This window comes from Corallococcus sp. AB045 (assembly GCF_003668895.1).
Classification (GTDB): domain Bacteria; phylum Myxococcota; class Myxococcia; order Myxococcales; family Myxococcaceae; genus Corallococcus; species Corallococcus coralloides.
On sequence record NZ_RAWN01000014.1, the window covers coordinates 1 to 13,716 of the forward strand.

Consider the following 13,716-nt stretch of genomic DNA (forward strand, 5'->3'; position numbering starts at 1 on the left):
GGTGGGAGCTGTTCGGCTCCGTGGCGGTGGGGTGCCTGCTGGCGTTGGCGATGCTCCTGTACATGCGGGGCGTCAACCGGGAGCTGCCGCTGTTCCTCGTGGGCCTGTCGTTCGCGGCGGCGGAGGGCGGGGCGCGGCTGCACCTGTCGCCGCTCCTGGTATCGCTGGCGGCCGGGGCGCTCATCGCGAACCTGGACGAGCGCGAGGGCCGGCGCATCCATCAGGCCATCAACCAGGCAGGCCTGCCTGTGTTCGCGCTCTTCTTCGCCGCGGCGGGGGCGGGGCTGAAGCTGGACGCGCTGGTGACCGTGGGGCCGGCGGCGCTGCTGCTCGTCGCGCTGCGCGGCCTGGCCATCTGGGGCGCGTGCCGCAGGTTCGCGCCCGCGGACGACCCGCGCCTCAAGCGCTACCTGTGGATGGGGCTCATCTCCCAGGCGGGCGTGACGTTCGGCCTGGCGGCGCTCGTGTCGCGCACCTTCCCCACCTTCGGGCCGCAGGTGGAGGTGCTCATCGTCGCGATGATCACCGCGCACGAACTGGTGGGGCCCGTCCTCACCCGGCGTGCGCTCCTGGGCAGTGGCGAAATCCGTGCGGAGGAGGCGGGCGGCGGCGCATAGTGGGGGCACACCCCCTCACCCCGGGGGTGGCCTCTCCCAGGAGCCTCCCGTCATGCCCGCCGCCGCCGCTCCCATCCTCGAGGTGGACGTGGATCACCCCTCGCCCCGCCATGTCGCACGCGCGGTGGAGGTGCTGGAGAAGGGCGGCCTCATCGCCTACCCCACGGACACGTACTACGGGCTCGGCTGTGATTTGAACGCCAAGAAAGCCATTGAGCGGCTGTACCAGCTCAAGGGCCGCGACAAGAAGAAGCCCCTGTCACTGCTGTGCCCGGACCTGTCGGACGTGGCCCGCTACGCGCACGTGAGCAACTTCGCCTACCGCGCCATGAAGGGGCTCACGCCGGGGGCCTTCACTTTCATCCTGGAGGCCACGCGCCTGGTGCCGGAGGTGATGATGACGAAGCAGAAGCAGGTGGGCCTGCGCGTGCCGGACGCCGCCTTGCCCCGCGAGCTGGCGAAAGCGCTCGGCCGCCCGCTCATCACCACGTCGGCGACCCATACCGACGGTACGGTTCTTTCCGACGCACGGGATATCAAGACGGCGCTGGGGCACGGGCTGGATTTGATTCTTGACGGAGGCGTCACCTTGAACGAGCCGTCCACGGTGGTTTCACTGATAGGCGATACGCTTGAAATCCTGAGGCAAGGCAAGGGTAGTCTGGAGTCCTGAAATCCTTTCTAGAGGGGGAAGCCTTGGCCGAGGGGGACCTACCAGCAACGCCTGTCGTCGACTCACCGGAGCGGGTGCCGGGCGCGCTCGCGCTGCTGGGCCTGTTGGTGTTCCGACCCATTGATTTGCATTACCGGCTGCGCGAGGCGGGCATCCGCTCGCCCGCGGGCCGCATCGGGCAGCTGTGGCGCGAGCAGGCCGAAGGAGGCCGCGCCGCCGGGGCCTTCGTGGCGCGGATGCTGCTGCTGCTCGTCGTCTTGTCGCCCACCCTCACGGTGCTCGCGGGGCTGGGGCTGCGGCTGATGGGCGTGCCGATGCGGGGCGTGTACCTGGTCTCCGCGGCGCTGTGCAGCGCGGTGGGGCTGGTGGTGGCGCTGGTGTCGGGGCTCGCGTCGGGAGTGCTGCTGGGCTCGCTGGCGAGCGTGTCCATGCTGGCGGGGCTGCACGCCACGGCGGGCGGCGCCTTCGGTCCGGAGCACGGCGGCGGAGCGGCCATGACGGTGGGCCTGTGCCTGGGCATCGTGTCCGGCCTGTCCGCGGGGAGCATTGGCGGCCTGGCCAGCGGGCGCGGGCCGTCCGTGCGCAACGTGCAGGTGGCGGCCATCGCCACGAGCCTGGTGCCCATGCTGGTGTGGAGCAGCGCCTCGACGGTGTCCTTCGCGGGCGCGGTGGCGGCGAGCGCGCTGGTGGCCTTCCTGACGTGCGCGTTCCGGCTGCCGTTCTACGCGCTGGAGGTGCTGGCGCAGGCGGTGGCGTACGCGGTGGAGCGCTTCACGGGGAAGCCCACGCTGCGCTGGGTGCCGGTGCGGCATCACAACCTGAGCTACCTGCCACACCCGTTCCTGAGCCGTCACCTGGCTCTGGCGGTGCGCTCGCGGCCGGCGGAGGTGCTGGCGGTGGCGGACGCGTGCCTGCGCTCGCCGGGCAACATCCTGGTGGGCTGGCCCTGGGTGGTGGAGGCGCTGGAGCGCGCGCACGCCCAGGAGGCCTCTGCGGAACCCCAGGCCTGAGGTGCCTGGGGCCGCCGCCAGGCGCTACTGCTTCTGCACGTCCGTGACGACCTTCGCGCCCACGTCGTTGGGGGCGTAGGTCAGCTTCACGGAGTCCCCGGCCCGGATGCCCTGGAGGGTCTGCGTGAGCTGGGGCTTCGTCGTGTCCACCACGTAGGTGAGCGGCGGGGCGTCCGCGGTGGTGCCCTCCAACTGGATGCTGGACGGGCTGACGCTCTTCACCTTGCCCGTCCGGGTCTTCTGCGCCGTCGCCGTGGGCGCGGGCGTCTGCGCCAGGGACGTCGTGCCCACGCCGCCCAGCGTGAGGACCGCCATCCACATCCATGCCTGTGCACGCATCTTCGTCACTCCTTGAGTGTGGGAAGCGGCAGGGTGGACCGCTTCCCGGGGTGAAGGCAACGTCGTGACGGGTGGGGCCGTCAGGGAGTTGCCCTCGGGAGCACGTCCGGTAGCCTCCGGGGACCATGGAAGGACTGCTCGACGCGTTCATCGCCTTCATCCGCGCGGAGCGGGGCCTGTCCGGCAAGACGGTGGACGCCTACGCGGCGGACCTCACCGTGTACTTCGAGGACCTGCGCTCGCGCGGCAAGGAGGACGTGGCGCGCGTCAAACAGGAGGACGTGCTCGCGCACCTGGTGACGCTGGGCAAGCGGGGCCTGGGGCGCCGCAGCCAAGCGCGCCACCTGGCCGCGCTGCGTGTCTTCCACCGCTTCCTCGTCGCGGAGCGGATGGCGGACAAGGACCCCACGGAGGACGTGGACACGCCCAAGTCGCCCCGCAAGCTGCCCGTGTTCCTCACGCTGGAGGAGGTGGAGCAGCTGCTCGCCGCGCCCGACGAGCGCACCGTCACGGGCCTGCGCGACAAGGCCATGCTGGAGGTGCTCTACGCCACCGGCCTGCGCGTGACGGAGCTGTGCACGCTGGAGCTCAACAACGTGCAGCTCACGGCCGGCTATCTCGTCACCAAGGGCAAGGGCTCCAAGGAGCGCATCGTCCCGCTGGGGCGCGTGGCGATTGAGAAGGTGCAGGAGTACCTGTCCCAGTCGCGGCCGGAGCTGCTGGGCAAGCGCCAGGCGGACGCGCTGTTTGTCACGCCGCGCGGCGGAGGCTTCACGCGGCAGGGCTTCTGGAAGCTGCTCAAGCGCTACGCGCTGAAGGCCGGCATCCTGAAGCCGCTGTCGCCGCACAAGCTGCGCCACTCGTTCGCCACGCACCTGGTGGAGCGCGGCGCGGACCTGCGCGCGGTGCAGCAGATGCTGGGCCACGCGGACCTGGCCACGACGCAGATCTACACGCACGTCAACGGCGCCCGCCTTCGCAAGGTGTACGACGAGTTCCACCCGCGCAGCGACGCGTTCAAGCCCAAGCCCTCCGCGCGCAAGCGCCCGCCCGCGCCGTGACGCCAGGAGTCGAGCCGTCATCCCTCACGGGGTGAGGGGGACCCTGGACCGGGGGGAGGGGAGCGGGGCGTGCGTCGCGCGCGAACGCAATCGCTTGCGGTGAAGACGCGCTCCGGGCGCGGGCGCGGGCCGCCGAAGCCGGTTCGCAGAGGAAACGACGCATTCCAGGGAAGTGGATCGCCGCGTGCAGTGCAGGACGGCGGCGGCGGACATGGCGTCCGCCGCCCTGTCTCACGGTCGTCGCGTTCCACCCCACTCGGGCGCGGTGTGGCCCACGAAGGTCTGCTCGTCCATGAAGCGTTCTCGCCAATCCCTGAAGTCAGGCGTCCTGGGCCTTACCGGCTGCGTGGCGCTGTCCCTCTCCGGCTGCAAGGTGCCGGAGGCCGACGCGGCGGAAGCGAAGTCTCCGCCCAAGAAGGCCCCCACCGCCAACGTGGTGCCGGTCTCCGCCACCGCGCCCGCCGAGCCCGGCAAGGTCCGCACGCCGTTCGCCGCGGCCCGCGAGGCGTACGAGCGCAACTCCGTGAACGCGAACCCCTTCGCGGACAACAACGGCAACATCCCGCCGTCCTGGCAGTACCAGGGCCCGATGTTCAGCCTGAGCCACGACTATCCGCAGACGCCCGTGGCGCCGCCGGCCAATCCGCCGTGGATCGCCGCGCTCAAGGGGCAGCCCATCTCCAAGGCGAACGCGCTCGCGTACGTCAACGCGCTGAAGGCCTACATCGCGCCGTCCATGCAGACGCTGCTCTACAACTATCCCCGGTGGGATGCGGCGAAGGAGGGTTGGTACAACGAGCCGTGGCTCGCCTCCATCCGCGAGAGCATCCACGGCACGTACGTGGGCTCCGAGTTCCCCGCGGCCACCTTCGCCGCGTCCGGCCTCAAGGTCGACATGACGACGTACGTGCTGACCTACTACGACAAGGTGGCGGCGTACGCGCTGGGGCAGGTGTGGGGCAAGACGGCGATGACGCCCACGCTCACCAACACGTCCGCGCAGTTCCCGGAAGGGTCCATCGTCATCAAGGTGGCGTTGACCAGCGCGCTGGCGAAGGACTGGCCGGTGATGCAGGGCGCGTCGCTGTGGCCCGTCTACGTGCCGCCGCCCAACGGTCCGTCGAACGCGAAGCCGGTGACGATGAACGCGTCGATCATGCAGTTCGACATCATCGTCAAGGACAGCAAGACGTCGCCCAAGACGGGCTGGGTGTTCTCCACGCTCGTCTACGACATGCGAGTGCCGGGCAGCCCGTGGGACAAGATGATCCCCCTGGGCGCGATGTGGGGGGATGATCCCAACGTCAACTCCACGCTGAACCCGGGCACGCCGCTGCAGGAGACGGTCATCAACCCCGCGGCGCCGGCGTACTCCACGGCGACGCTGGGGTGGGGCGGCCGCCTGTCCGGCCCGAACGACGGCGCGGTGGTGGCGCCGGCCTCCATCAACGGGCAGATCGTGCCGGCCGTGCAGGCCTCGTCGTGCATGAGCTGCCACAGCGTGGCGGAATGGCCCATGAAGACGTTCCTGCTGCCCACCACCACGATGCCGCCGACGGTCGTGGGCGACGCCCTGGTGCTCGAGCAGCCCGGGTCCGCGGCCTGGATGAAGTGGTTCCAGGACAACCCGGGCAACGTGCCGCTGGATCCCGGGACGGTGCCCATGGACTTCGACATGGTGTTCGCCTTCAAATCGCTGCCCGCGTGGCAGGCGGCGACGCAGGGCAACAGCGGCATGAAGGCCTTCGAGGCCGTCGACCTGCTCCGCGGCACGCAGCCCGTCAACCCGCGCGACCTCAAGTACAACGGCCAGTAGGCCCGTGACCTCAGGGAGGACCCCATGCCCATCTTCGACAAGGCCATCATCGGTGCTGGTGGCGGTGCCATGTACTACCTCGATGCGCGCATGGGGTCCGACCTCACGTCGGGCATCCGGGAGCAGCTCACGAAGCAGCTCGGTGAAATCGAGAACCTGGAGTCGCGCAAGAAGGCGCTCGAGCACCTGATGTTCGTCGGTGACAAGGACATCGACATGAAGAAGGCCCCGGAGGACAAGTCGCTCCTGGACCTCACGTCCAAGCGCGCCTTGTTCGCGAACACGGTGCTCATCGGCATGAGCAACCCGTGGCACATCAACAAGACCGACACGCAAACGGGACGCGGCAGCAACTACGTCGTCAATCACACCCGCCAGGTGATCAGCACCCGGCCGCTCTCCTCCTTCCAGAACTCCCAGACCCGGACCAAGGTGAAGGAGGAGTGGCAGAAGGTCTTCAGCACGAGCGACCCCGTGGTCGGCGAGGAGGAGCTGTTCGCGCAGTCCCAGGGCTACACGACCCGCGAGAGCTTCAAGGACGAGTGGCTGGACGTGATCGCCCGCGCCATGAACCTGGGCCTGACCCGGCTCTGGGGACACGTGACGAAGATCGAGTTCAAGGACACCGGAGGCGAGGACGACAAGCACTTCGAGATCACCTTCGCGCCAGCGGAGTTCGAGAAGGTGAATGAGCCCATCAAGGCCCGCGAGCTGCTCCTGATGACGGGCAACGGGAGCTACCTCAAGCCCACGGAGGCCAACGGCATCAAGGCCCCCGAGAACTGGGAGCAGGACCGGCGGATCATGGACATGGATCAGCTCATGCGCTACCTGGCGACAAGCGGGGCGACGGGCAAGACCATCTGCATCCAGGGCGGAAACGCGGCCATCGACGCGGTCGAGCAGACCGTCCGGTACGGCCACAAGGTGCACTGGCTGGTGCGCTCCGGGGTGAACATCCTCGCCAACTCCCTGCTCGTGCATGCCCCCAAGCTCGCCGACAACGGGACCCTCCTGAACCAGGGGGTCACGTCGACCTTCCAGAAGAACGTGAGCTACTCGGAGGTCGAAAGCACCGGGGGCACGACCCTGCAGGTGAAGGCCTACAAGGTGGAGAGCAACAAGTCGAAGACGCTCCTGGCCACCCTCGACGACGTCCACGTCTACGTCTACTGCATCGGGAATGAGGTGAACGACAGCCCGTCGGGAGTCGCGAAGCTGCTGGTCGACAGCAAGCTCGTGGACGTGAAGTCCAACAAGGTCGACGACTCGAAGCTGGAGGCCATCTACGACGAAGGCTGGCTCTTCCGGAGCCTGTCGAAGCGGAAGGGGGCGCTGAAGGAGGCGGCCATCGGGCTGCGCAAGAAGTTCTCCGAGCGCTGCCGCATCGACGTCCTGGGCGCGGCGTCCTTCATGCTCGTCCCTCCGCAAGGGGAGCTCGGGAGCAAGCTGAAGCCCCTGACGAACTACCAGATCCAATCCGTCGCGGACGTGCGCCAGTTGGCGGCGCTCAAGGACGTGATGCGGGCGTACTGCAACAGCCTGAGTGGCGCCTCGCTGGATCCGACGAACGCGAACTTCCTGGGCGGCACGAAGAACGAGATCGCCGCCTTCATCGCCATGCACTACGAGTTCATCCCCCCGGTCGTCGCGGATGAGCTCACCACCTTCCTCATGCTCGTGCGGACGCGGGACGAGTTCACCAACGGCTACACCGGCACGGAGATTCGGGGCATCCAGGACGCCCTGAAGCGGATCGACGACTACTTCGAGAAGAATGCGGAGGTTCGGAGGTTCCTGGAGAAGAAGATGACCCAGGTGGTGATGGACTACCGCAAGCTGATGCTCACCCCGTTCCAGGTGGAGATCCCCACGTTGAAGTGGCTGGACATCCACTGGGACAGCTGAGCCGCGCCGTCACTATCCTGACAGACGGCTGTCACGAGGCGGGTCCAGGGTGGCGTCATGAACACGAACGCCTTGCCACCCCTGACCCTGCTGGAGCTGGCCGACACCGGCCTGCCGGGCATCGAGAGCTACTCTCCCTTCTGCCTCAAGGCCCACCGTGCCCTGAAGTACGCGGGGCTGCCCTACGCGCGGGGCTGCGAGGACAACCCGGCCTCGCACCGCGCGCACAACCCCACCGGCCAGGTGCCGGTGTTGCTGGTGGGGAAGGAGGCGGTGCCGGACTCCACGGCCATCCTCGCGCGCATCCAGCAGCTGGCGCCGGGCCGCATCGACGCGTCACCGGAGGCGCTGCTCTGGGAGGAGCTGGCGGACACGTCCCTCAACGGCTTCCTGGTCGCCTCTCGCTGGGCGGATGACCGCAACTGGCCCCGGACGCGCGCCGCGTTCTTCCACTTCATGCCGGCGCCGGTGCGCGCGGTGGTTCCGACGCTGATCCGGCGCAAGCAGGTGGAGCGGCTGGTGGCGCGGGATGTCTGGCGCGCGGGCGCGGAGGCCTGCTGGCGACGGTTCGGGGCGCTGTTGGACCAGCTGGATGCGCGGGCGCCGGAGCAGGGCTTCTGGTTGTCCGGGGCGCTGAGCGTGGCGGACCTGGCCCTGTTCGCGCAGCTGCAGAGCCTGCGGACGCCGCTCACGCCCTGGCAGGGCGCGGAGGTGGAGCGGCGCGAGCGCTTGAGCGTGTGGCTCGGGCGGGTGGACGTGGCGACCCGCACCGCGAGCTGAGGCGGGCGAGGGCTTCCGTCCGATAGCGGAGGATTGCGCGGGCGTGGAAGCACACCACCCAACGATCAAACGTTGGACACCGGCATCGCACGGACGTGCCGGTGCGGACGCCTTCTACGCTTCGCGCATGAGCCCGGCCCCGCACACTCCCCCCACTGGCGAACCCTTTCCCCTGCAAGCCACCTCGCTGGAGTCGATCGACGCACTCATCCAGCGCGTCGACGGCATGTCGGAGACGGAGCTGGATCATCTGCCGTTGGGAATGATCCAGCTCGACGGACAGGGCCGGATCCTCAAGTTCAACCGGACCGAGGCCTCGCTGGCGCGCATCCAGGCGCGCGAGCAGATCGGCAAGAACTTCTTCTACGACGTCGCGCCGTGCACGCGCGTGCGGCAGTTCTTCGGCCTGTTCCAGGAGGGCGTGCGGGCGAAGAAGCTCTACCAGACGTTTGGCTTCGTCTTCCGCTTCGCGCACGGCGCGCGCCACGTGGCCATTACGCTGTTCTACAGCGACAAGACGGATTCGGTCTGGGTGCTGGTGTCCGACAAGAAGATGCCCGACGCGCGCTGAAGCCGCTTCAGCGCACGAAGCCCGCAACGGGGCTTTCGAAGACCTTGCTCACGACGTTCATCGTCCGGAGCCAGGCATGCGCCTCCTCGCCAAGAAGCCCGTAGACGCGCACGTCCACGGGCTTCGCGACACCGAGGAGCGCCTTGAACTCCGGCCACCCGGAGATGCGCCGGATGTGCTCCATGACCTGGCGCGAGTCCGCGAACGTGATGACCGCGCCGACCTCCGTGTCGTCGGGCCGGGCGTGGAACTGGATGCTGAGCAGGCTGCTCACGCCTTCGGTCTCCAGGCGTTGAACCGCGGCCTGAAGGGTGGCGGTGAAGACAGGGAAGGGCGCTGTCCGTTCGAGCACCTCCACGAGGGTGATCCGCTCACGGGCTGCTGGGTTCATCCCTGTGCTCCATTCTTCGAACACCCACCGGGCTTCCCTTGAGGTCAAGCCACACGCTAGGGAGTGGACCCGGAGGGGGCCATGGCCTTTCGAGTCCAGCTCGCTGTCCTGCTCCTCGCGTTGCTCAGTGCGTGTGCCGCCCCAAGGGGCAGGGTGCGGCTGGATACCGGCGACGGTGCTCCCATCGAGTACAGCCCGCCATCTGCCGTCCGGGCGGTGACGGTGGGGGAGGGTGCATTTGAGGAGGCGCTGACGGAGCTGGTTCTGGTCACACCGCTGCGCCTCCGGGCTTCGCGTCCAGGCGACTGGGTGCGCGCCTCCTATTCCACGAGTGATACGGACCGTGCCTTTGGAGGCTTCTGCGAGCCGGGACTCCGGCGGGGCGACTGCATCTCGCTGCTCGAAGACGTGATGGGGCTGAGCGACTGGGACAAGTTCGGCGTGGCGCTTGCCCTGTCCCTCGACCCGCTCAAGGAGAGCATCTCCAGGGCCGTGGAGGAGACCCTGGCGCCGCAGCTCTTCTACTCGGTCATCGCGACCGGACTCGTGACCTGGGCGGCTCTGGCCGCGAATCCCGAACCTGCCTTCACCAAGGCCGCCGCGGTCATCTCCGCGCTGCTCCTGATCTACCTGGGCGCGGAGACGTTCCTGGAGCTGATTGACGCAAGCCAGGATCTGAAGCTCGCGACGGACCAGGCCACCACCTGGAAGGAGCTGGATGCGTCCGGCCAGCGCTTCGCCGCTCGGGTCGGTCCATCCATCGCGCGAGTCCTGGTCCTCGCGACCACCGTCGCGGTGAGCCATGGCCTGACCGGAGGCGCATCGTTGCTGGCGGCCCGGCTCGCGACGCTGCCGGACTTCCCGGGAGGCGCGGCGGTGGCTTCGCGCGCGGGCATCCACATCGCGGGCCTCGATCAGGTGAGGGCGGTGTCCGTCTCGGGCGGAGTCATCACGCTCTCATTGCCGTCCACGGCGGTCGCCATGGCGGCGAAGCCTCCGGCCAGCACCACGCCAGGCGGGGCGCGTTCCTGGAACTCCTTCAGTGCCCTCAAGCGGGCCCGAGGACCCGCGGGGCCGGGGAAGCAGTGGCACCACATCGTCGAGCAGACGGACGGCAACGTGCGGCGCTTCGGTCCCCAGTCCCTGCACAACACTGAGAACGTGATCGCGATCGACGAAGCCATCCACCAGCGGATCAGCAGGTACTATTCATCGAAGGATCCCTTCACCACAGGGGGACAAATGACCGTGCGGCAATGGTTGAGCAGTCAGTCCCTCCAGGCCCAACGTGACTTCGGGATGATGATCCTCATGCGCTATGGAGTCGTTCCATGAGTGCCCGCACGTTTCAAAAGGCCAGCATCGAAGAGCTCGTCAAGTGGTACGCGGAAGGCTCGGTCGCGTATGGACAGGCGCTGGAGGCTGCGGACTCGCGGGCCGCCAACCGAGCCAACGACAAGATCATGGGGGCCTACCATGAGCTTCGGAGCCGTGATGCGCTGTCCCAGCTCATCCCCCTGATCAAGAGCGAGGACGAAACCCTCCGGATGCACGTCGCGGCCCATGTCCTGGAATTCGCTCCCGAGCTTGGCGAGCCGACGTTGCTCTGGCTCGCGAAGCGTCCCGGACTCCTCGGGTTCCGTGCGGAGTACGTCCTCAAGGCTTGGCGCGAGGGCACGCTCAAATTCTCCTGATCGCACTGCGGAGTCGTTCCTTGAGTGCCCGCAAGTTCCAGAAGGCCAGCGTCGAGGAACTCGTCCAGTGGTACGCGGAGGGTTCCATCGCATACGAACAAGCCCTGGATGCCGCGGACTCGCGGTCCGCCAATCGCGCCCAGGACAAGATCACAGGGGCCTATCGGGAACTTCGGAGCCGTGGTGAGACGTCCCAGCTCCTTCCTCTGCTCCAGAGCGAGAACGAAACCGTCCGAACGAACGTTGCGGTCCACGCCTTGGAGTTCGCTCCCGAGCTTGGCGAGCCGGTACTGCTCTGGATCGCGAAACGTCCGGGGATCAATGGACTCGCTGCGGAATACGCGCTCAAGGCCTGGCGCGAGGGTACGCTCGAGTTCCCTTGATCAGGTTCCGACCGCGCGGGGAGGTAGTGGCGCAACACGCGGGCCGCGTCCAGCCGGGTGTTGCCGTCGAACCATTGCGCATAGAGCCTTGATGCCGTGTCGAACCTTCGCAGCGCGAAGTGCGCATCCGCGAGCAGCCCCGTGGCGTTCGGATCGTCACCTCGCTCCACGATGCGCTCGGCACAGGCCCGAGCCTGTCGCGGATAGCCACGTGCGAGCAGGGCACGCACCTTGTCGTGCGGCCCCAGGTCCGGTGCGAGCATGGACTTTCGTGGGCGGAGCTCAGCTCCTGGCGGCATCCAAGGCCTGCCGGATGAGCGGCCGGGCAAGCTCACGAACATGAGCGGCCAGACGTTCCTCGCTCGCCGGATCCAGGGACTGACACGCGGTGGGGAAGGCCAGCTCCAGATCCACCCGGACATCCAACTCCACCTCGCTCACCACGGCCTCGGCATCATCGCGCCCGACCTTCGAGAGGGCGCTGGCGACCCGCGCGGGATTCACCAGACGTGAGGACCAGTCCTGAAGCTCGGTGAAGGACAGCCGCTGGTGGGCATCCCAGGCCGTGCTCTCGTCGAAGCGGGCCTCGTTGAACTCCTCGATCTTCCGCTTGAAGGCGACGCGCTGCCCCGGTGCCACGGACTGCTCACTCTTGATGACGAGCCCTTCCGCCCAATTGTCGGCCAGCGGGGGCAAGCCCAGCATCGCCGGGAGTCGCGTCAGTGCTCGCGTGGGCGCGGCTTCCATCTGCGCCCGCGTTCCTCGCGCCACGAGCGGAGGCGCGTGCACTCCCGCGGCTCTCGCGGCTGTCTCCACGTCGCGATGCGAGAGCATCACCCCTTCATCCTCGTCCGACCGGGCCACGAGGATATCGAACAGCACCCAGTGAAGGCCCGGCGCGTACCAGATGCCCGTCTGGACCGGCATCATCCCGGGCACGGCGGGGACCTCCGGGTGGGGATAGCGGCCTCCCAGCAGCTCTCCGTAGAGGTAGACGCGCGCGTCGGTGAGCCCCAGCGTCCGGACCGCCTCCAGCGCCGCGTTGCTCAAGGACAGTCGCAACAGCTGCCAGCCAAAGAAGGAGTCCCCCTCCTCGAGCCAGGCCTTGCGCTTGCCAAAGTGGACCGCCCCATCCTGCACACCCAGGACGAGCTGCGCGCCATGGAGCTTCTCCAGTGCCACCCAGCTCCCGGAAGGACTGGCCTGCCCCCGTGCATCACCCGCGGAGGACATCTTCAGGAAGGGTCGGAAGCGCATGGGCTCAGTTTCCGCCCAGGTCCCCCAGATTCAAACCATAGGGCTCCGTCGTCGTCCGCCTGGGCCCAGGCTCCGGCGCACCGGGCGCCAACGGGGCCACGCGGATCAGCCCCGCGGCCCTCAGTCGCTCCACGGAACGTGACGCGGCCAGCTCTCCCATGGCCGCCGTGCGCAGCGCCTGACGGATGCTCCGGCTGCCCCTCAGCTTCGAATAGAGATACAGGTCGTCCGCCGTCAGATCCGGCGGGGAAGGGCGGGGGATGGGCTCGAACACCAGCCTCCCGTCCAACGCGAACAGCGCGTCACTCAACGCCAGCGTCAGCCCCACCTCCGCCTCGCGGTACAGCGCGTGCGCCTCCGGCACCGGCCCCCGCTCCAACACCTGCGCCGCCAACGCCACCGCCAGGTCGTACTTCCGCGACGACAGGAACGCGCGCACCAGCGTCAGCAGCTCCGTGAACTCCGTGGACTCGCCCACCTTGGGGCCCGTCGACCGGTGCGGCGCCAGCGCTCCCCGCCGGTACAGGTGCAACACCCAGCGCGCCGCGAACAGCGGGGCCTCCCTCGCGCTCGCCAGCAGCTCGCCCAGCGTCGCGCCTCCGGCCGCCAGGTCCAGGAGCACGTCCTCCTCCTCGGAGAACGTCTCCACCGCGAACTCACGGAACACCCGGAACGTGGTGTCCAGGCGCGGGAAGATCTCCCGGAACTGCGCCCACTCCAGCACCCGCGCCACCGCGTCCCGGTGCAGCGTGCTCAACGGCAGCCGCAACCCCACCGCCCGCCCGGACAGGGGCAGCCCCGGCGTGAACTCCACCTCGCCTGACTCCCAGGCGTAGCAGTCGAACAGCGCCTCGCGCGCCTTGTGCTCCATGGCCTCCGTCAGCTGCGACAGCTCCACGAAGCAGCGCTGCACCAGGAACGTGCCGTAGGGCAGGTTCGCCCCTTCCGCCGCCTCGAACGCCGCCGCCGCCCGGGGCGCGTCCAGGATGCGCAGGTTCACCAGCACCTGCGCCAGGTGCTCCCTCGGATCCGTGGAGGCCACCCCCACCAGGTGCCCGTCCCGCAGGTAGAACTCCCGGCGCACCGCGCCCCGCTCCACCCGCAGCGTCCCCTCCACCCCAGGCGTCGCGAACAGCGGGGGCAACACCAACTGGAGCCGGTAGCTGGCCAGGTTTCCTGTGAACGCTTCCATCCGTGGGCGCCCTCCAAGGCGGTC

Annotated in this window: 15 protein-coding genes; 11 read left to right on the plus strand and 4 right to left on the minus strand. The window is 68.5% G+C overall.

Going from position 1 to position 13,716, the window contains the following annotated elements; genetic code table 11:
• From D7Y21_RS05430 to D7Y21_RS05440, 3 genes are all read left to right on the plus strand, one after another.
• The coding region (locus tag D7Y21_RS05430) for a cation:proton antiporter (RefSeq protein WP_199735363.1) at positions 1–617 on the plus strand (617 nt) is incomplete at its 5' end.
• 52 nt (positions 618–669) lie between these two features.
• Positions 670–1,290, plus strand: coding sequence for an L-threonylcarbamoyladenylate synthase (locus D7Y21_RS05435; protein WP_120563172.1), 621 nt, complete (start codon positions 670–672; stop codon positions 1,288–1,290).
• A gap of 23 nt (positions 1,291–1,313) precedes the next feature.
• Positions 1,314–2,300, plus strand: coding sequence for a hypothetical protein (locus D7Y21_RS05440; protein WP_120563173.1), 987 nt, complete (start codon positions 1,314–1,316; stop codon positions 2,298–2,300).
• Between the two features lie 24 nt (positions 2,301–2,324).
• Here the strand turns inward: D7Y21_RS05440 and D7Y21_RS05445 are convergent, their stop codons facing one another.
• A complete protein-coding gene (locus D7Y21_RS05445) occupies positions 2,325–2,639 on the minus strand; it encodes a hypothetical protein (RefSeq protein WP_147443177.1) in 315 nt (104 codons plus the stop codon).
• A gap of 125 nt (positions 2,640–2,764) precedes the next feature.
• On the opposite strand from D7Y21_RS05445, the gene xerD reads away from it, so the two are divergent.
• The 5 genes from xerD (at position 2,765) to D7Y21_RS05470 (ending at position 8,775) form a co-directional block, all read left to right on the plus strand.
• A complete protein-coding gene (gene xerD, locus D7Y21_RS05450; protein WP_120563175.1) occupies positions 2,765–3,700 on the plus strand; it encodes a site-specific tyrosine recombinase XerD in 936 nt (311 codons plus the stop codon).
• A gap of 292 nt (positions 3,701–3,992) precedes the next feature.
• Complete coding sequence (locus tag D7Y21_RS05455; RefSeq protein WP_147469190.1) at positions 3,993–5,516, plus strand: hypothetical protein; 1,524 nt, start codon at positions 3,993–3,995, stop codon at positions 5,514–5,516.
• Positions 5,517–5,540: 24 nt separating this feature from the next.
• Positions 5,541–7,424 carry a hypothetical protein gene (locus D7Y21_RS05460; RefSeq protein WP_121711682.1) on the plus strand — a complete coding sequence of 628 codons (1,884 nt, stop codon included), beginning with the start codon at positions 5,541–5,543 and terminating at the stop codon, positions 7,422–7,424.
• Between the two features lie 57 nt (positions 7,425–7,481).
• The gene (locus tag D7Y21_RS05465; protein ID WP_121711684.1) at positions 7,482–8,204 is read left to right on the plus strand and encodes a glutathione S-transferase family protein; all 723 of its coding nucleotides are present in this window, start codon (positions 7,482–7,484) and stop codon (positions 8,202–8,204) included.
• 43 nt (positions 8,205–8,247) lie between these two features.
• Positions 8,248–8,775: a PAS domain-containing protein gene (locus D7Y21_RS05470; protein ID WP_233611990.1), complete on the plus strand. Its 528-nt coding sequence runs from the start codon at positions 8,248–8,250 to the stop codon at positions 8,773–8,775.
• A gap of 7 nt (positions 8,776–8,782) precedes the next feature.
• Here the strand turns inward: D7Y21_RS05470 and D7Y21_RS05475 are convergent, their stop codons facing one another.
• The gene (locus D7Y21_RS05475; protein WP_121711687.1) at positions 8,783–9,166 is read right to left on the minus strand and encodes a hypothetical protein; all 384 of its coding nucleotides are present in this window, start codon (positions 9,164–9,166) and stop codon (positions 8,783–8,785) included.
• An 81-nt stretch (positions 9,167–9,247) separates the two neighbouring features.
• Here D7Y21_RS05475 and D7Y21_RS05480 point away from each other — a divergent pair, with 81 nt between their 5' ends.
• The 3 genes from D7Y21_RS05480 to D7Y21_RS05490 are packed head-to-tail and all read left to right on the plus strand — an operon-like array spanning position 9,248 to position 11,243.
• Positions 9,248–10,501 (plus strand): hypothetical protein, encoded by a 1,254-nt coding sequence (locus tag D7Y21_RS05480; protein WP_121711757.1) that lies wholly within the window; start codon positions 9,248–9,250, stop codon positions 10,499–10,501.
• Positions 10,498–10,860: a DUF2019 domain-containing protein gene (locus D7Y21_RS05485; RefSeq protein ID WP_121711689.1), complete on the plus strand. Its 363-nt coding sequence runs from the start codon at positions 10,498–10,500 to the stop codon at positions 10,858–10,860. The genes D7Y21_RS05480 and D7Y21_RS05485 overlap by 4 nt, the downstream gene beginning before the upstream one ends.
• 20 nt (positions 10,861–10,880) lie before the next feature.
• Positions 10,881–11,243: a DUF2019 domain-containing protein gene (locus tag D7Y21_RS05490; protein ID WP_121711691.1), complete on the plus strand. Its 363-nt coding sequence runs from the start codon at positions 10,881–10,883 to the stop codon at positions 11,241–11,243.
• 282 nt (positions 11,244–11,525) lie between these two features.
• On the opposite strand, the gene D7Y21_RS05495 is transcribed toward D7Y21_RS05490, so the two are convergent.
• Both D7Y21_RS05495 and D7Y21_RS05500 read right to left on the minus strand, forming a co-directional pair.
• Complete coding sequence (locus tag D7Y21_RS05495) at positions 11,526–12,500, minus strand: RNA ligase family protein (protein ID WP_121711693.1); 975 nt, start codon at positions 12,498–12,500, stop codon at positions 11,526–11,528.
• Positions 12,501–12,504: 4 nt separating this feature from the next.
• Positions 12,505–13,692, minus strand: a complete 1,188-nt coding sequence (locus D7Y21_RS05500; RefSeq protein WP_120563185.1) for a DUF4388 domain-containing protein — start codon at positions 13,690–13,692, stop codon at positions 12,505–12,507.
• Positions 13,693–13,716: the final 24 nt, after the last annotated feature.

Coding starts and splice junctions, on each gene's coding strand:
- D7Y21_RS05435 (WP_120563172.1), top strand. CDS start 670: ATGCCCGCCGCCGCCGCTCCCATCCTCGAGGTGGACGTGGATCACCCC.
- D7Y21_RS05445 (WP_147443177.1), bottom strand. CDS start 2,639: ATGCGTGCACAGGCATGGATGTGGATGGCGGTCCTCACGCTGGGCGGC.
- xerD (WP_120563175.1), top strand. CDS start 2,765: ATGGAAGGACTGCTCGACGCGTTCATCGCCTTCATCCGCGCGGAGCGG.
- D7Y21_RS05455 (WP_147469190.1), top strand. CDS start 3,993: ATGAAGCGTTCTCGCCAATCCCTGAAGTCAGGCGTCCTGGGCCTTACC.
- D7Y21_RS05460 (WP_121711682.1), top strand. CDS start 5,541: ATGCCCATCTTCGACAAGGCCATCATCGGTGCTGGTGGCGGTGCCATG.
- D7Y21_RS05465 (WP_121711684.1), top strand. CDS start 7,482: ATGAACACGAACGCCTTGCCACCCCTGACCCTGCTGGAGCTGGCCGAC.
- D7Y21_RS05475 (WP_121711687.1), bottom strand. CDS start 9,166: ATGAACCCAGCAGCCCGTGAGCGGATCACCCTCGTGGAGGTGCTCGAA.
- D7Y21_RS05480 (WP_121711757.1), top strand. CDS start 9,248: ATGGCCTTTCGAGTCCAGCTCGCTGTCCTGCTCCTCGCGTTGCTCAGT.
- D7Y21_RS05485 (WP_121711689.1), top strand. CDS start 10,498: ATGAGTGCCCGCACGTTTCAAAAGGCCAGCATCGAAGAGCTCGTCAAG.
- D7Y21_RS05495 (WP_121711693.1), bottom strand. CDS start 12,500: ATGCGCTTCCGACCCTTCCTGAAGATGTCCTCCGCGGGTGATGCACGG.
- D7Y21_RS05500 (WP_120563185.1), bottom strand. CDS start 13,692: ATGGAAGCGTTCACAGGAAACCTGGCCAGCTACCGGCTCCAGTTGGTG.